Origin of the sequence: Phycicoccus mangrovi (genome assembly GCF_018729305.1) — a bacterium.
GTDB classification, from domain to species: domain Bacteria; phylum Actinomycetota; class Actinomycetes; order Actinomycetales; family Dermatophilaceae; genus Phycicoccus; species Phycicoccus jejuensis.
In genome coordinates this window covers 1-16,583 of the sequence record NZ_JAHHWP010000018.1, presented here as the reverse complement: position 1 = coordinate 16,583, position 16,583 = coordinate 1, and the positions used below count along the sequence as shown (strand labels likewise).

The window sequence follows — 16,583 nt, the reverse complement described above, 5'->3', positions numbered from 1 at the left end:
TCGGCCTCCTCATCAGCGGAGCGATCATGGCCCTGGTCCCGCTGGACCCCGGCCTGATCCTCGTGTCCGCTGCGCTCATCGGATCCGGGTCGAGCCTGGTCCTCGACGAGTTCGCGGACATCCTCCACCTCGACGACGTGTACTGGACGCAGCAGGGACGGACCTCGGCGCACGTGGTCGGGCTTGCCGTGGTGTGCCTGCTCGCGCTGCTGGTAGGGCTCAACCCACTCGGTGTCGACGCTCTCGATGACACCGAGTTCACGGTGCGGTGGTCCGGGTCGGTCCTGGTGGCCGTCACCACGGCGGCGGTGCTCGTCTGTGCCGCCAAGGGCAAGTACCGCACCGCGCTGGTCGGGGTGTTTCTTCCGCCTGTCGCCGTCATTGGTGCGATCCGGCTCGCTCGACCCGGTTCGTGGTGGGCCGGTCGGTACCCACAGGCGCGGACCGATCGCGCGAGAGAGCGGGCCGCCCGGTTCGACCACCGCTACGTCCGTCGCTTCCACCACGTGCTCGACCGCGTCACCGGCGGCCCCGAGCCTCCCGGCGCAGAGGGCGAGGACATGCGTCCGGGCCAGTGAGCGCCGCAGCAGGCGGCCCCTCAGGTCCTGTTCAGCCTCCGCGGGTCACGATGAGCGCATCAGAAGCCCCGGAGTCGAAGGGAGGCCGAGCGCCTTGCACGCGTCACCACCGAGGTCCGACGGCTCGCCGTGGGGACCCTCCGACCCGCCGCGAGGGAACGCGCCGGCGCCCCGTGGCGGTGCCGCGTCACCACCGCGGGCTCTCGATCCCACGGCATCCCGACCAGACCCGCTGCACTGGGCGGAGCGGGCGGCGTGCACCGGGCACGACCCCGCGATCTTTCATCCGCAGGGTCGATCCCGTGACCGGGCGTCGGCCATCCAGCGTGCCAAGGCAGTGTGCTTCGGGTGCCCCGTGTGGCGGGATTGCCTCGACTACGCCCTCGACCATGACATCGACGAGGGGGTCTGGGGTGGCCTCAGGGCGCAAGAGCGTGCCGCAGACCTGAGCTTGCGTCGTCCAGGCAAGTGCCCGAGAGGTGTCACCGCCGGGACCGGCTAGATCGACGTCGAGCCGGGATCGCTCATGCCCGTGATGGGCGAGCGCTCCAGCCGAAGCGCCTCTGGCACTTCCGCCTGCTCGAGCCGGTACCCGTGCCCGCGAAGGGTCGTGATTGCTGGCGCTGCCACCCGGGCCGCAACCGCGGCGGCCGTGAGGCGCTGACGGAGGGCTGCCATCGTCACGTCGAGCGTTTTCGTGGATCCGAACCAGTTCTCGTCCCAGACCTCGGCCATGAGGTTCTCGCGGGAGACGGCGGACCCGGCGCGCGAGGCGAGGGCGATGAGAAGGTCGAGCTCCTTGGCGCGGAGCTCGACCTCAACGTCGCCGAGGGCGCAGCGACGGGCGGCCGCGTCGACTCGCAAGGGTCCGACCGTCAGTTTGGCCCCGGCCGTGGCGGCGGGCGCCGGTTGCGAGCGCAGGTGCGCTCGCAACCGGGCCAGCAGGACCGTCATCGAGAACGGCTTCGTGAGGTAGTCGTCGGCGCCGGCGTCGAGCCCGATGACGACGTCCATGTCGTCGCTGCGGGCGGTGAGGACGACGACGAGCATCGCAGGGTGCTCGGCCCGCAGCCGGCGGGCGACGTCGACACCGTCGATGTCGGGGAGGCCGAGGTCGAGGAGGACGACCCGAGGCGGCCGCCGCCGGGCCTCCTCGATGCCGCCGTGTCCGGTCCGGCTCCACCGGGTCGGGTGGCCGGCGGCCCGCAGGCCGTCGGTGACCTGGCGGCCGATCTCCTCGTCGTCCTCGACGATGAGGACGTCGGGGCAGTCGTCGTTGTACATGGGCACCATGCCTCCAGGGTAGGAAAGCCCCTCGGGCAGCGTGGCGGTCACAGCTCCCTCAGCTCCTCGACCGCCGGTCGGCGGGTCGTGCCGCGGGCGCCGACCCCGGCCACGGCGGCGACGGCAGCTGTGACCGCGAGGGCGGTTCCGATGAGGTAGAGGCCGGGGACGGCCACGCTCGAGGGCGGCGGGTCGAAGACCCCGGTGAGGACCTTGACGAGCATCGCCGACAGGCCCGCCCCGATGGCGCCACCACCGAGGATCCCGGCGGTGACGAGGAACGCGCCCTCGCCGGCGACGAGCCCGGACAGCTGGCGCCGCTTCGCCCCGAGGACGGAGAGGATTGCGAAGCTGCGGCGGCGTTCGGCGATGCCGAGGCCGAGGACGAGCGCGCCGGCCGCGACGGACAGGACGATCGCGTAGGCCAGCTCGATCCGGGTCAGGCCGTCGAGGCTCACCGAGGTGAGGCTGGACCCGACCTGGCCGCGGGCCTGGGTGATGTCGGTGACGGTGGCGTCCGTCCCGACGAGGCCCTTCGCCTGCGCCGCGACCGCCTGCTGGTTCGACCCGCCGGTGTCGACGAGGTAGGTGTTGACCGAGGCGTTGCCCGTCGCCTTCGCGACGTAGTCGGCGTTGGCGACGAAAAAGCTGTCCTTCGGCGCCGTCGGGAACTCGTTGACGATGCCGGCGTACCGGAAGGGCACCGTCTTGGCCGCGCCACCGTTCGGGTCGGGCAGCCGCAGCTTGAGGGTGTCCCCGAGATGCAGCTGGTAGTCCTTGACGGTCTCGGCGCTGACGACGATCGAGTCCGGCTGGGACTGGATCCGGTGCAGCACCTCGGCCGCGGTACCGCCGGTGAAGTAGGCGTCCTGCAGCGCGGTCACCGACGCGATCGAGTCCGGGTGGACCCCGTAGAGGTCCTGCAGGTCGGCGCCGACGTAGGCGAACCGGTGCTGCATGCCCTCGACCGTCTTCACCCCGGGGATCGCGGCGAGCTCGCCGTCCAGGCCCGGCGCGGCCTTCGCACCGGCGGGCAGCGTGACCGTCACGTCGGCCCCGTTCGTCAGGAGGGCGTCGACCTCCGCCTGCTGCGCGTACGTCGCGTTGAACGTCGCGGTCGACGCGGCGAACGACAGGGCGAGGGCGAGGAGGACGACGGCCCGGGCGAGGGCCGGACGGCGCCGCGACATGCTCGCCGAGCCGGCGGCCGCGAGCCGCCCGGAGACCGGACGCAGGGCGCGCTCCAGGACGGGCCGGCCGTGCCGGAGACCGAGCAGGACGACCCGGGTGAGCAGGCCGGCGGCGCCGAGCCAGAGCAGCGCCGGGCCGAGGAAGGCCCAGTACGACACCGAGATGGTCGGCACGCCCTCGGGGGCGAGGACGAGGCTGTAGTTGTTGCCGGACGAGGCCCAGAAGACGACGCCCGCCAGGACGAGGAGGATGACGTCGAGCCCGGAACGGAGCCACCAGGGCAGCCGCACGGACCCGACGGCCGGTGACTCGCGGCGGGTCTCGAGGACCCGGCCGGACCGGAGGTCGCGCCACACGGGCACGAGGGTCGAGCCGACCGCGATGAGCAGCCCGACGACGGTGGCGACCCCGGCCCAGACGGCGAGGGTGCCGGCGCTCCCGGTGACGGCGGCCCCGAGGGCCGTCCGTGACAGGACGGTCGCCCCGAGGATCCCGACCGCGCTCCCGGCGACGGCGACGAGCGCCGTCTCGGCGGCGGCGAGCCGGACGACGGCCCGCTGGGCGACGCCGCGGGTCCGCAGGAGTGCCTGCTCGGAGCGACGGCGGGCGGCGCCCGCCCCGACGACGGCGACGGTGAGCATCGCCGAGAGGAGCACCCCGGGCAGGCCGAGGAAGAGGAAGAGCATCCGGGCGTAGGCGGCGTCCCCGCGGGCGCCGTCGAGCGCCGCGCCGAGGTTGTCGCCGACGAGCGCGGCGCCGGCGGAGGCCGCCTCGACGTTGCGGGCCGCACCGGAGTCCTTGGTGTACGCCCCCGCGGGGTCGTTCGGCAGCGGCGCGTCGCGGCGGACGTGGAACTGGGTGGTCACCTGGCCCGGGACGGGTCCGAAGACCTGCGAGAACCGGGCGTCGGGCAGGAGCAGAACGTTGTCCGGTGGTGCCACGGGCTGGGACTGCGGGGGCGCGCCGACCCGCTGGAAGAGCGAGTTGGCCTGCGGCAGGTCGACGACCCCCGCGACCGTCACGGTGACCGGCTTCCCGCCCTGGATCCCGATGCTCACGGTGTCGCCGGGTGCGACCTTGAGGTTCGCTGCGGTCTGCTGGGCGAGCTGGACACCGTACGGGCTGCCGGCCAGCTGCCGGACCTGGTCGGGGAAGGTGGACCGGTAGTCGGGTCCAAGCCCGAGGACGACGCCGGGGCCGGTCGTCTGCGATGACCCCCCGGTCGTCGACCCGAACCCGGTGCTCTGGCCGAGGTGGACGGCCGAGACCGCGGCGTCGCCGGGGGTGTGCACGAGCTGTTCGTGCACGGCGGCGGCGTCGCCGCCCCGCTGGACCTCGACCTGCCAGTCGGCGGCCACGCTGGCGCGGGCCCGCTGCGTCATCGTGGCCTGCGAGGTCGTGAGGAACGCGCCGAGCACGGTGACGAGTGAGACGGCGAGAGCGATCCCGCTCGCGGTGGCCGCGAGGAGCAGGGCGCGGTGGCGGACGAGCCCGCCGAGCCAGAGGAAGGAGAGGCGGCGTCTCATCGGGTGGCTCCCGTCGTGGGGTCGGTGCGCAGTCGGCCCTCCTCCATGACCCAGCGGGTCCGGAATCGGTCGGCGACGCGATGGTCGTGGGTGGTGACGAGCAGGGCTGCACCGGCCCGGTCAGCGGCGGCGAGGAGGGCGTCGACGACGTGGCGGCCGGTGCTCGCGTCGAGCTGGCCGGTCGGCTCGTCGGCGAGGATTGCCCGCGGCTCGGTGGCGAGCGCTCGGGCGACGGCGACGCGCTGGGCCTGGCCGCCGGACAGCTCCTCGGGCAGCCGCGCGGCGAGGTCACCCACGTCGACGGCGTCGAGGGCGGCCCGGGCGCGCTCAACGGCCAGCGCGTCGGGCACGCCGTTGAGCTGGAGCGGGACGAGGACGTTCTCCAGGACGTCGAGTGTCGGGACGAGGCTCGGCCCCTGGAAGACGACGGCCACACCCGGGACTGACGGCGTATCCGGCTGTCCGTCCCGGGCCTCGAGCGCCGGCCACTCCACGGTTCCCGAGGTCGGGCGCTCCAGCCCGGCCAGGAGGTGCAGGAGGGTCGACTTCCCGGAGCCGGACGGGCCGACGAGGGCGACCCGGTCTCCGGGGTCCAGGTCCGCGGTTGCGCCGTGGACGGCGACGACGGCGGACGGGCCGCGACCGTAGGTGCGGGCGGCGTCGCGGCAGCGGGCCACCGCGAGGGAGTCGGTGGGACGAGGACGGGCGGGGGCGGCGGGCAGGGTCATGACGCCACCCGCCCGTCCTCGAGCGTGACGACCCGGTCGGCGAGGTGCGCGGCGGCCTCGCTGTGGGTCACGAGCAGGACCGCGGTGCCGTCGTCCGCGGTGCGGCGGAGCAGGGCGAGGACGCGCTCCTCGGTGGTGCCGTCGAGCTCGCCCGTCGGCTCATCGGCGAGGAGGGCAGCCGGCGCGTTCGCGAGGGCCACGGCGAGGCCCGCCCGGGCCTGTTCGCCTCCGGAGAGCTCGCGCGGTAGTGCCCCCGCTCGGCCCTGGAGCCCGACGGACCCCACGAGATCGGCGATTGTGGGCAGGTCGCGTCCGGGGGAGGCGGCCGCCTGGGCGAGCTCGATGTTGCCGGTTACGGTGAGGTGCGGCACGAGGTTGCCGGACTGCAGAAGCACTCCGACCCGGTCGGCGCGCAGGGCGGCCCGTTCGTGCTCGGGGCGGTGGCTCATCCGGGTCCCGGCGACCGAGACGGTGCCTCCCGACGGGTCGTCGAGACCGGCGAGGCAGGCGAGGAGGGTCGACTTGCCGGACCCGGAGGGGCCGACGACGGCGACGACCTCGCCAGCGGCGACCTCGAAGGTGACGCCCTGAAGCGCCAGGGTCTCCTCCTCGCCGGCCCGGTAGAACCGGTAGAGGTGGTCGGCGCGTAGGGCCGGACCCGCGGTCTCGGGGTCGGCCGGACGGGCCGGCGTGGCGACCGCGGTCATCACAGCGTCACCGAGTCGCTGACGATACGCCACGGGTCGACGTTGTCGGCGTTCTCCGGCCCGCTGAGGGTCAGGTCGACGCGGGTGCCGTTCCGGTAGAACGTGTACCGCTCGACGGCGTCCCGCACGACCTTGTTCGTCACTAAGTCGGGCTTGGAGTCGGCTTTGTAGGTGAGGAGCACGGCGTCGCCGGCCTTGCGCGTGACGGTCTCGACCTTCCGGAGCTCGAAGTTGGACGTGGAGGACTTCAGGGACGCGACGTCGGAGGACTTGACCGAGTCGACCGTCGGCGCGGACGCGGCCGAGGACACGGCGATCTCGACGCTGTTGAGCTTGTCGGTGAAGGTCGTGTCCTGCCCGGACCCGGACTGCGACCAGCCCTCGGGGACCTTGACGCTCACCGACGAGCCCGGGACCTGGTAGGCCACGAAGGCTTGGTTGTCCGGGATGTCGCCGGGGGGGTTCACCTCCGTCGCGACGGGGTCGGGGCCGGAGGCGGATCCGCCCGACCCGGACCCGCCGGAGGCGCCGGCGGACGAGCCGGCGCCGCAACCGGCGAGGACGGCCGTGCCGAGGGCGAGGATCGAGAGTCCTGCGGCGAGGCGGCGGCGGGTGGTGGTGCGGGGGAGGGGGGTGTTCACGACTGCTCTCCTCGGTCGGTGGGTTCCCTTGTGCCGGGCGTGTTCTCGACGCTAGAGAGGGCTCGGTGAAGCGAACCTCCGAGGCGGGTTAGAGGACGGCAAAACCTCGCGGACGGCGTGGACGAGGGGGCTCGGAAGGCCCGGACGCGCGAGGATGGGCGCCATGCGCAGACGCGTCACGAGGGTCGCCGTCGTCGCGGCGGTCGTCGCGATGACCCTCTTCGCGGTGCCCTTGGCGGTTGTCAGCCGGTCACTGCTCCTCGAGCGCGAGCTCGCAGAGCTGCAGGTCACGGCGCTCGCCGCCACCCGGGCCGTGACCTCCGACCCCACCGACCCGGTCGAGCTGCCGCCGACCGACGAGGTAACGACCCTCGCCGTGTACGGGACCGACGGGCGGCGGACCGCGGGGGACGGCCCCACGAGCGGCGGGACCGCTGTGACCGCCGCGCTGCGCGGCACCCCGACCCGAGGTCCGGAGGGTGACCGCGTCGTCGCCGCGGTCCCTGTCGTCAGTGACGAGCGCGTGGTCGCCGTCGTGGAGGCGAGCGAGTCGAGGGGGGAGGTGTGGCGTCAGGTGGCCCTCGCCTGGGGCCTGCTCACGGCCGGTGCGGTGCTCGCCCTGACGGTCGGGGTCGCGGTCGCCCGGCGGCAGTCGCGCCGGCTCGTCCGTCCCCTCGAGGAGCTCACCGCCACGGCCGTCCGGATCGGAGAGGGCGACCTCGGAGTCCGGGCCCGGCGGAGCGACGTCCTCGAGCTCGACGGGCTGGCCACGGCCCAGAACACGATGGTCGACGCGTTGAGCGAGGTCCTCGATCGGGAGCGTCGGTTCAGCGCCGACGCCTCCCACCAGTTGCGGACCCCACTGGCCCGACTGGGTCTGCGGCTCGAGGCCGCCGAGGCCGACCCCGGAACCGTCACCCGTGAGTGGGTCCGGCAGTCACGAGCCGACATCGCCCATCTGCAGGACACCGTCGCCGACGTCCTCCACGCCGCACGGGCAGGTGCCTCGACGGCCGGCCCGGCCGCGCCGACGGAGCCCCTAGGCGCGGTGGTCGCCGCCGCCGAGGACCGCTGGCGTGGTCCCCTCGCCGAGCGCGGCCGACGGCTCGAGTCCGAGGTCGCGGACGACGTCGCCGCCGTCCCGGTCGCCGGTCGGACGGTGGGCCACGTCGTCGACGTGCTGCTCGAGAACGCCCTCACGCACGGACGCGGCCGGGTGCGCCTCGTCGCCCGCGCTGTCGCCGGGGCGCTCGCCGTGGACGTCCTCGACGAGGGGGAGGTGGACGTGGCCGTGCGCGATCCCTTTGAGCGGGGGGTCACGACGGGGTCCGGATCCGGCGTGGGCCTCTCGATGGCACGGACCATGGCGTCGGCCGCCCAGGCGCGTCTCGTGCTGTCGGACCGAGCCCCCACGCGGTTCACCCTGTTCGTGCCAACGCCGCCCGAGATGGATCAATGATCGGTGAGACGCGGGCAACGCTCATGGAACTGAACATCACGTCACGGCTCGTGACATCGGCGGGAAAAGGGTGCCTGGCTCGCCCCTCGCCGCAGTCACAGGGGAGCCTAGGGGCGTCTGAGTCAACGCGCCCGGGCCGGAGCCTGTTCATGGTGCCCGGACAAATTCGGCCCGGTGACCATGGTGCGGTGATGGCGGTGGTATCAACGGCTTCGTACCCGTGCGAGGACCAGTAGCCGAGCGAGAGTGTCGTCAGTGGCGTTGCATCAGGCCAACCGCAGATCGCGGCAGCAAGTTCGACCCGTGAGGGCCAGTCGCGGCGGTCGAGGAGCTCGCGGTGCGTGGTGGACCAGAGCGACTCGATCAGGGCGCTGTCCACTCTGGAGGCGGCCCTGCACATCGACCCGAGGAGGCCGGCGTCGCGCTGGCGATGGTCGAAAACCACGAGGCGTGCCGGGATCCGCGGTCGGCGTGCAGGATCGTGCCCGGCGCGGGCCAGCGTTGCCAGTCGGCCACCTCCAAGGAGCCAACGACCAGCTCGGCGCGAGTGTTGTCGGGGATCGACCAGCTCCCGACCCGCCGGCTACGGGCGTCGATCACCGCGCAGCAGTACACCCACCCGTCGCTCGCTCTGTGCTGGGTGACGTCGGTGAACCACACCCGATCTGGGCCACCCGCCGTAAACACCGGCTGCACTAGGTCCCCGTGCGTGGCCGGTACCGGGCGGTGCCCACGCGTGCAGCCATGACACACCCCGACCAGTCCGGCCTGACGCATCAGCCGGCCACGCACTTGGGCCGCATGCGAGGCCGAGCCCCGGGCGCACCTTGCGTGCGCCCTCAGGGCGCCGTACGAGCCGCGAGAGTCAAGGTGCACCCGCTGGATCGTGGCGGTCAGCTCGGCATCAGCAACCGCCCCCTTCGAGGGCGGGCGGGCGACGGCGTCGTAGCGCCAGGAGCGGACCATGCCTCAGAGGGCTGGGGACGCCTGTCCGCGCACCCGGACCATGACCGCACCGACGTGGGGCAGGTCGGCCCGCAGGTGCTCCTCGACGTGGGCGGCGACGGCGTCGGCCACGTCGAGCCGTGTCGTGGCGTCCACGGTCACCGAGGCGTCGACGAGGAGGGCGTGCCCCGACCAGCGCAGCCGGACGTCGTCCACGCCGTGGACCTCGTCGACGCCCGCGGCGGAGACGCGAGCGCGGCGGGCGAGGTCCGGGTCGACGGCGTCGACGAGCCGGGCGCCGACGGACCGGGCGGCCGAGCGCAGCACGCCGACGATGGCGGCGGTGATGAGCAGGCCGACGACCGGGTCGGCCCAGTCCCAGCCCGCGGCGACGCCGCCGGCGCCGACGAGCACCGCGAGCGAGGTGAAGCCGTCGGTGCGCGCGTGCAGGCCGTCGGCGACCAGGGCCGCGGACCCGATCTGACGTCCGATGCGGATGCGGTAGCGCGCGACCCACTCGTTGCCGACGAAGCCGACGACCGACGCGGCGGCGACGGCCCAGAGGTGGTCGACGGGACGCGGGTCGAGCAACCGCGTGATGCTCTCCCACGCGACGAGGACGCCGGACAGGGCGATCATCACGACGACCACGAGGCCGGCGAGGTCCTCGGCGCGACCCCACCCGTGGGTCATCCGGTCCGAACGGCCGCGGGCGGCGAGGGCGAAGGCGAACAGCAGGGGGACGGCGGTGCCGGCGTCGACGAGGTTGTGCAGGGTGTCACCGAGCAGCGCCACCGACCCCGACCAGGCGACCACGACGCCCTGCAGCGCCGCGGTGACGAGGAGGCCGGCGAGGCTGACCCACAGGGCCCGACGGCCGGCGGTGGTGCCCTGCACCGCGTCGTCGATGCGGTCGGCCGCGTCGTGCGAGTGACCCCCGAGCAGCTCGGAGACGGCGTGCCGCAGCCGGCCCACCGGCGAGCCACCGTGGTCGTGGTCGTGGTCGTGGCCGTGGCCGGCGGCGACGGTGCGCGTGGTGTGGCTCATCGCGCTCCTCCCTCGCTGCGGTGGTGGGCGGGCACGTTCTCGAGCAGGTGCTCGACGTGCCCGACGGTGTCGACGACGAGCTGGCGCACGTGACCGTTCTCGACCCGGTAGAGCACGGTCTGGCCCTGCCGACGCGAGGTGACCAGACGGGCCATGCGCAGCTTGGCGAGGTGCTGGGAGACCGCGGGGACCGGACGCTCGAGGGCCTCGGCGAGCTCGCTGACCGAGCGCTCCTCGTCGAGCAGCAGCCCGGCCAGCTGCAGGCGGGTGGGGTCGGCGAGCATCCGCAGGACCTCGACGGCGAGGGTGACCACGTCCTCACCCCAGACCGGAGGTTCGATGTTTGCGTGCATGCGCAAAGGTTAGCGCCCGGGAGGAGTGTCGGACCGCCACCGGCATCAACTTCGACCGCCGGTGGCTCACGATGATGATCGCCCACCACCAGGGCGCCCTCACCATGGCCCAGGGCGTCCTCAGCAGCACCAAAAACGCCGAGGTGCGTGCCCTCGCCGAGGCCATCACCAAGCCCCAGCAGGAGATCGCCACCATGAGGCGCCTGCTCGGCTGACCTCGCAGTGGTGCTCGACCTCGTCCGACGCGGCCTTGTCGACGCCGTTGTCCGCGGGGAGGGGTGACGTTCCCCGCGCGCAGCACGACGATCATCCGGAGACCAGCCGTCTGTGCCCGTCAGCTCTGACGCCGCGGTCCTATCGCCACCGAGGCGCCGTCGCTGAAGTTTCGGCTCTCTGGCCAAGTGGACGTGCGGTGGCCCTCCGCGCCCAATTTTGCGTGGTGGTGTTCGGAGTCCACGGGCGTCCGGATGCGATCTGATCATTCCAAGCCTCAGCCGCCTCGACCAGCGAGCGGAGGACCTCGATCGGGGGAAGCGTGCCGTGCCGGTGTGCTTGCTGTGCCCGCTCGGTCCACACCGCCGGGTCGTCAGCCGTGATCACGCGGCACGCGGCAGCCCAAGCCGCTGGGTCATCACGGTTGAGGAGTTCATGGGTGAGGCGGTCGGCGATGGGGGTGCTTCTCGAGAGGAGCTCGGCCAGAGCCACTGGTCCCTGGTCGTGAACGAAAGAGGCCGGGTCTGCTCCTTGAGGCAATGACACCTCTCGTGGCATCGCGCCACGCGCTGCGAGCAGCCAGAATGTCCGCTCCGTCGCTGCGCGGCCGGCAGCGTCATGGTCGAACGCGACGACTGGGCTCGCGTGCAGGCTGGCGATGAGACGAGCCTGGGTCGGCGTGAGGGCCGTTCCCATGACAGCCACGCCACGGTAGCGGCCTGCCCCTGCCGCGGTGATCGCCTCCGCGTCCAGAGGCCCTTCGACCACGACGGGGATGGCTCCCGCTCGAGAGATAGTCCGGTCCATCCCGTAAAGCACACAGCCCTTGTCGAACAAGACTGTGCTCGACGTGTTGAGGTACTTCGGCCCGCGGTGGTGATCAGCCTCGGGGTGACGGCGCGCGACGAAGCCGAGCACGACGCCGTCGTCGGTGACGGGGAAGATGAGTCGGTCGCGGAACCGGTCGACGAGACCGCCGCTCTGGGTTCGGCAGCTGAGGCCGATGGCGATGAGCTCGTCCGGAGTAGCGCCCAGGTCAGTCAAGCGTCGCGTGAGATGCGTCCAGCCGGGTGGCGCGTAGCCGGCGCCCGGCGGTGGGGTCTCTAGACGGAGACGCTCTCGTAGGTACGGCCCGGCCCAGGCAGTGTTGAGGAGGCTGGCGTAGTAGTCGCGCGCCTGGGCGTTGAGCGCTGCGGCGCGGACCCGGGTGAAGGGCGCGTCGTCCCACGCGGCGGCCTGTCGAACCATCTGCTCGATCTCGTGGTCGTCGCGAGGGAGCGGTTCCGTCGCGCGGCGAACCAGGACGGCCGCCGTCAGGCGGGTCTGCAGCTCGTCGAAGGAGGGCGTCTCGGGGGCCGGGTCGCCGCGAGGGGTCTGGCCGGGGTGCTCACGCTCGGCCTCGTCGTCGGCGAAGTCCTCTGGCCGTGGTCGGTCGTCGGTGGGGGGTGGATCGGACAACAGGCTGAGGCGCCAGACCAGGGCTTGGCAAGGGTCGACCTCGGGTTCGACCAGTTGGGCGTCAGCACAGAGCTGCTCGAGCTCGGCGGAGCGGGTGCCGCGAGCGGTGGCCTCGTCGAGGAGCGTGAGGAGGGAAGGCCACCAGGGGCTGGAGATGAAGGGCTCACCGTCGGGTGACGGGGTGACGCGTGTCAGCCACTGCGTCCAGTCGGTGCTGACGGGCAGGGTGTTCTCGACATGGTGGGCGACGGAGGGCGAGAGGTGGCGGCTGATCCGCCACCAGAGAGCGGCGGCGGCGTGGTTGTCAGGCAGGGGCGCGAGGACAGCGGTCGTGAGCAAGCTGAGGGTGTCCAAGCCAAAGCGGTGCACCGCCGCAAGCCGTTGGGCGAGCAAAGGGGTGAAGGAGTCCCCGCAGGCTCTGGGAGCCAGCCTCCGCAACAAGTCACCCCATTCAGCCAAGGCGGGAGAGCGGGTGCCGAGCCGGGCCTCGAGCGTGTTCTGCCACAGGGCGGCCGCCTTGACCGGCATGGGTGGTCCGGTGGGTCGGAGGTCGTGCTCGGGCACGCCCTGAGCCGCACGCCACAGCGTGATTGCTTGCAGGAGATCGGGCTCGACGCGCGTCCCCGCCGGCCACCAGTCTGGAGGTGGTCCCGTTGCTGGCACGTCCTGGACAAGTGCTGCCAAGGCACGGACCAGGTCACCACGTGCACATAGATAGCCACCCCAGTCGCCGTCCGCCTCCAGGGCGGACGGGACCGGGGGGAGCCAGGGGAGGGGTCCCGGACCGCTCAGCCGCAGCCGCCAGTCGTCGAGGCGCCAGGTGAGGACGGCGGCCCGGTCGGAGGCGCTGTCGAGATCCCGCTGGCCGATGGCCTCGGCAAGTGCGTCAGCTGGTGCGGTGCCGACCACGGCCATCAGGGTGAGATGGGAGCGCAGGCTGGGCCAGGCGGCCTCGTCGAGGATTCCGGGGACGAGCCGATCGGCGTCACGGTCGAGCTGCGCTATCGCGGACCGGCCGAGGTGGTGGCTGGCCGCGACGTGGAGGGCGTCGGTGTATCGCGTGACGGCCGCGTGGAGTTGCGATTCGGGCGTGGCGGCGACACGGCGCAGGGTCGTCGCGGAGCAGGGGGCGTCGTCGCGGGCGAGGATTGACTCGAGGACCTCGGTGGCGGTGGGTGGGTGGATGGCGTCTGGTCGGATGGTGCTGTGGGGGTCTCCGTCTCCGGCGAGCTGGAGGTAGAGGTGGTTGGCGTCGGCGCCCCGAGTCAGGAGCGTGTAGAGCTGCTGGCGGCTCTCGGTGCCGGTGGCGAGGCCGTGGACGGTGTCTACGGAGAGGCCTTGGGCGGCGTGGGTGGTGGCGGCGTACCCAAGCTCGACACTGTCGTGGACGTAGGCCGGGGGCAGCGTGACCGGGTGGTGGGAACGAATGTGCCGGACGGTGACTGACCCGTCGTCCGCGATGGCCACGATGTTCCAGCGGTCGCCGTTCTTGACCCAGTCGGTGCTGGAGAGGGCGAGGCGTCGGGCGTTGCGTCGGGTGATGACGACGTCCCCGACGTGACCGTAGGCACCGTCGGCCAAGGGGATGCCCCCAGCGCGCGGGACGTTGCCGAGGTGATGCGTCTGCGCGCGCTCGTTGAGGGCCGCAACGAGCTCGCGGGTGGGCGCGAGCATGAGGCTGTCCCGTCCCGCCGAGCGGTCGGTTGCCCAGGCGAGGAACGCGGCCTCGGTGATGGCGCCGGTGTCGCCCACGTGGACGCGGTGGTGGTCGAGGTAGAAGCCGAGCGCCTCGGGGCGTCCGTCGCGCAGGCTGAGCGAGGCGAGGCCTTCGGCGGGGTCGGTGAAGCGCATGAGCTGATGCAGGTGCACAGCGCCGTGGACGTCGGCGATGTCGCGCAGGATGCCGCCGGCGCCGATGGCGGAAAGCTGGCGGGTGTCGCCGATCAGACGGACCTGACCGCCGCGCTCGAGGACGTGGGTGATGACGGTGTCGAGGGTGAGGGTGTCGGCCATCGCGGCCTCGTCGACGATGACCAAGGTCTTGGGGCCGATGTTCTCGACCCACGCGGGGCGGTCGGCCTCGTGGGTGAGCGACCACGCCAGCTTGGCGAGGGTGTCGGTGGGGGCTCCCGTGCTTTCGCGCAGGACCGACGCGGCGGCGGCGGAGGGGGCCAGTCCCAGCACGGTGCCGCCGCCCTCGGTCCAGGCCGACGTGAGGGCCCGCATGGCGGTGGTCTTCCCGGCGCCGGCCGGGGCGAGGGCGAGCTGGATGCGAGCGCCAGAGTTGGCCATGCTCCGCACCAGGGCCGCCTGTCCTGGGTTGAGGGCGGCGCCGTTGGCGGCGTGCTCCAGCAGGATCAGCGAGATCGCCTCCTCGCTGCAGACGGGACGGTCTGCGACCCCGGCTGCGGTGATGATCCGCTCCTCGGCGGCAAGGATCGCCGAGCTGGTGAAGAGGGTCTCGCCGGCCACCTCGTAGACGCTGCTGCCGTCGGTGCGGCGCAGGACTTGAGGCTCTGGGATCCCGTCACTGTCGGGCGTGATGCGTACCGAGCAGGCGAGCGCGGTGTCGGTCACGAGCGAGACGACACTCTGGAGGAGGTGCGGATCGAGGTGGAGGGCGCGGACCTGCCGCTGGGCCTCGGCCCGCACGTGCCAGACCTGCCAGGTCGAGCGTCGCGACTGCAGCTCGTTGAGGACCGACTTCCCGGTCCGCTCGACCCAGACCCGGTCCGGCGGCGGGGCGCCGCGTCCACGGTCCCGGGCCACCGCGGCCCGGACCATCGCGTCGACCCGGTGCTCCCCGAGGACGGCGTCAGCCTCTCGCCGCCACGCGGTGCGCTGCTCGTCGAGCGTGCAGGGCGGGTGCTTGTCCTCGCGGGTCTCGAGGGTTGCCTGCTGGGCGAGGTGCAGCGCCTCGACGGTCGTTGGGGGGCGGCCGTGGTCGTGCTGGAAGGTCGTCGCGAGCGCCTCTCGGCGGGTGTCGATGAGCTGCCGGCGGCTGGACCACCGGGCCAGGAGGGCCGGGTCGATGCCGACGATCTCCCGCACCGGGCGAGTGTCTGCGCCGGGGCCGGGACGGGCGGCGAAGCGGACACCGAGCCGGCGCCGCAAGTGGGCTTCGAGGGCAGTGTTGTAGGTCTCCGACGCGGAGACGTGCGCCTTGTAGAGGATCCGCCCGTCGATGGCCAGCCACGACCCGGACCCGCGGGCCTGCACCTTGTTGGCGACGGCGACATGGGTGTGCAGGTCGGGGTCGCCGGCGCGTGAGTCCCGGTGCGTGAAGGCGGCCGCGACCAGCCCGGTGGTCTCGACCTGCCGGACGCCGTCGGCCCCTTCCCGGGTGAAGACGGCCTGCTCTTCGAGGTAGTTCAGGGCGTCGCGGACGGCGTCGTGATGCGCCTGTTCGACCTGCGCCGCGACGTCCGGTGGTGCGAGCGCCCAGAGGGCGGAGACCGACTTGACGGGGGAGAAGGTGAGGTCGAATCCGGCCACCGCCCGCGTGCGGGGGCGTGAGTAGCGGGCGACCGCCGCGGCGAGCTCCCGTGCGCCGGAGGGCACTCGGCCGTGCTCGGCGGCGAACATCTCGGCTGCCACGGCGCTGCGGATGGCGGCCTTGGTGTCGGCGTCCACCGGGTAGTCACGCGGGTGTCCGAGCGTCGCCGCGTGCTCCTCGACGCGGCGGGCGACCTCGACGAGGAAGTGCGGGGTGTCGTGGGTGTAGACCTTGTAGGGGGTCCCGAGCCGGGTGGCGGCGCGCAGGGCCGGACCGGTCAGGTCGGGGCCCTCAAGGCGGGTGGAACGCTCCGCCGCCAGGGGATGCAGCCCGGCCCCGAACAGGGCCCGCATCTGCTCCTCGGTGACCTCGTCCCCGACTTGCAGCCCGTCGATCCCGGCCAGCCCGGAGCCCACCCACCGGCCTGGGGTCTCGCCGCGCTCGGTGTAGTACGAGGCGAGCGAGGCCCGTGCGGTGGGAGCGCGGTCGTGCGCGGCGACCTGCCGGGTCAGGTACGTGTACCCGGTGCCCGCGGTGAGCTTGTGCAGGCTCATGGTCACACCGCCCAAAGGCACCTCGCCGGCGCCCGGTGGACGCCGCCGCGCTGGCGGGTACGACCCGGAATGCATGAGGTGTGCAGTGGATGGCGTTTTGGGGATCGGGGTCGTCGGATGGTTCTGGTGGTCGGCACTTCGGCCGCGAGCGTCGGCGAAGGTTGGGTGGCGCTGGGTGTCCACGGGGAGGGGGCGGTGGTGCTTTGGGGAGTGGAGGTGTGGTGATGGGTCGTCGAGATGATGAGCAGCGGGCGCGGCGTGCGGTACTGGAGGGTCGGAGCCTGACCCGCTTTTCCGGACACCTGAGCTGAGGCGATGATCGTCTCGGAGAGGAGTCTGGGATGCCTGCTGCCAAGCCACCGGAGTTCCGTCGTCGAGCGGTGGAGCTGACCCGGGTGCCGGG

General features: G+C 72.8%; 13 protein-coding genes. 4 read left to right on the top strand and 9 right to left on the bottom strand.

The annotated features are described in order from the left end of the window. The first annotated feature begins 26 nt into the window (after positions 1 to 26). Together KMZ30_RS16315 and KMZ30_RS22650 are read left to right on the top strand one after the other, a co-directional pair. Positions 27 to 578 carry a hypothetical protein gene (locus KMZ30_RS16315; RefSeq protein ID WP_215514516.1) on the top strand — a complete coding sequence of 184 codons (552 nt, stop codon included), beginning with the start codon at positions 27 to 29 and terminating at the stop codon, positions 576 to 578. 94 nt (positions 579 to 672) lie between these two features. Continuing rightward, positions 673 to 1,080: a WhiB family transcriptional regulator gene (locus tag KMZ30_RS22650; RefSeq protein ID WP_215514517.1), complete on the top strand. Its 408-nt coding sequence runs from the start codon at positions 673 to 675 to the stop codon at positions 1,078 to 1,080. Here KMZ30_RS22650 and KMZ30_RS16305 read toward each other — a convergent pair. From KMZ30_RS16305 to KMZ30_RS16285, 5 genes are read right to left on the bottom strand one after another with little or no spacing between them, the layout of a single operon-like run. Beyond that, positions 1,077 to 1,871 carry a response regulator transcription factor gene (locus KMZ30_RS16305; protein WP_215514518.1) on the bottom strand — a complete coding sequence of 265 codons (795 nt, stop codon included), beginning with the start codon at positions 1,869 to 1,871 and terminating at the stop codon, positions 1,077 to 1,079. The genes KMZ30_RS22650 and KMZ30_RS16305 overlap by 4 nt on opposite strands. 38 nt (positions 1,872 to 1,909) lie before the next feature. Next, on the bottom strand, positions 1,910 to 4,579 hold the full coding sequence (locus KMZ30_RS16300; protein ID WP_215514519.1) for an FtsX-like permease family protein: 2,670 nt from the start codon (positions 4,577 to 4,579) through the stop codon (positions 1,910 to 1,912). Further along, the gene (locus KMZ30_RS16295) at positions 4,576 to 5,307 is read right to left on the bottom strand and encodes an ABC transporter ATP-binding protein (RefSeq protein WP_215514520.1); all 732 of its coding nucleotides are present in this window, start codon (positions 5,305 to 5,307) and stop codon (positions 4,576 to 4,578) included. Before KMZ30_RS16295 ends, KMZ30_RS16300 begins: the two co-directional genes overlap by 4 nt. Further along, positions 5,304 to 6,014 (bottom strand): ABC transporter ATP-binding protein, encoded by a 711-nt coding sequence (locus tag KMZ30_RS16290; protein ID WP_215514521.1) that lies wholly within the window; start codon positions 6,012 to 6,014, stop codon positions 5,304 to 5,306. Before KMZ30_RS16290 ends, KMZ30_RS16295 begins: the two co-directional genes overlap by 4 nt. Next, a complete protein-coding gene (locus tag KMZ30_RS16285; RefSeq protein WP_215514522.1) occupies positions 6,014 to 6,655 on the bottom strand; it encodes a hypothetical protein in 642 nt (213 codons plus the stop codon). The genes KMZ30_RS16290 and KMZ30_RS16285 overlap by 1 nt, the downstream gene beginning before the upstream one ends. Positions 6,656 to 6,818: 163 nt before the next feature. On the opposite strand from KMZ30_RS16285, the gene KMZ30_RS16280 reads away from it, so the two are divergent. After that, a complete protein-coding gene (locus KMZ30_RS16280; RefSeq protein WP_215514523.1) occupies positions 6,819 to 8,114 on the top strand; it encodes a sensor histidine kinase in 1,296 nt (431 codons plus the stop codon). A gap of 363 nt (positions 8,115 to 8,477) precedes the next feature. On the opposite strand, the gene KMZ30_RS22645 is transcribed toward KMZ30_RS16280, so the two are convergent. The 3 genes from KMZ30_RS22645 to KMZ30_RS16265 form a co-directional block, all read right to left on the bottom strand. Continuing rightward, the gene (locus KMZ30_RS22645; protein ID WP_226903461.1) at positions 8,478 to 8,891 is read right to left on the bottom strand and encodes a DDE-type integrase/transposase/recombinase; all 414 of its coding nucleotides are present in this window, start codon (positions 8,889 to 8,891) and stop codon (positions 8,478 to 8,480) included. Between the two features lie 192 nt (positions 8,892 to 9,083). After that, positions 9,084 to 10,106: a cation diffusion facilitator family transporter gene (locus tag KMZ30_RS16270; RefSeq protein ID WP_215520066.1), complete on the bottom strand. Its 1,023-nt coding sequence runs from the start codon at positions 10,104 to 10,106 to the stop codon at positions 9,084 to 9,086. After that, the gene (locus KMZ30_RS16265) at positions 10,103 to 10,459 is read right to left on the bottom strand and encodes an ArsR/SmtB family transcription factor (RefSeq protein WP_215514549.1); all 357 of its coding nucleotides are present in this window, start codon (positions 10,457 to 10,459) and stop codon (positions 10,103 to 10,105) included. The genes KMZ30_RS16270 and KMZ30_RS16265 overlap by 4 nt, the downstream gene beginning before the upstream one ends. Between KMZ30_RS16265 and KMZ30_RS16260 the strand changes: the two genes are divergently transcribed. Next, positions 10,450 to 10,674, top strand: coding sequence for a DUF305 domain-containing protein (locus KMZ30_RS16260; protein WP_215514550.1), 225 nt, complete (start codon positions 10,450 to 10,452; stop codon positions 10,672 to 10,674). The two genes, KMZ30_RS16265 and KMZ30_RS16260, sit on opposite strands and share 10 nt — an antisense overlap. A gap of 139 nt (positions 10,675 to 10,813) precedes the next feature. On the opposite strand, the gene mobF is transcribed toward KMZ30_RS16260, so the two are convergent. Continuing rightward, the gene (mobF, locus tag KMZ30_RS16255; protein ID WP_215520065.1) at positions 10,814 to 16,540 is read right to left on the bottom strand and encodes a MobF family relaxase; all 5,727 of its coding nucleotides are present in this window, start codon (positions 16,538 to 16,540) and stop codon (positions 10,814 to 10,816) included. Positions 16,541 to 16,583: the final 43 nt, after the last annotated feature.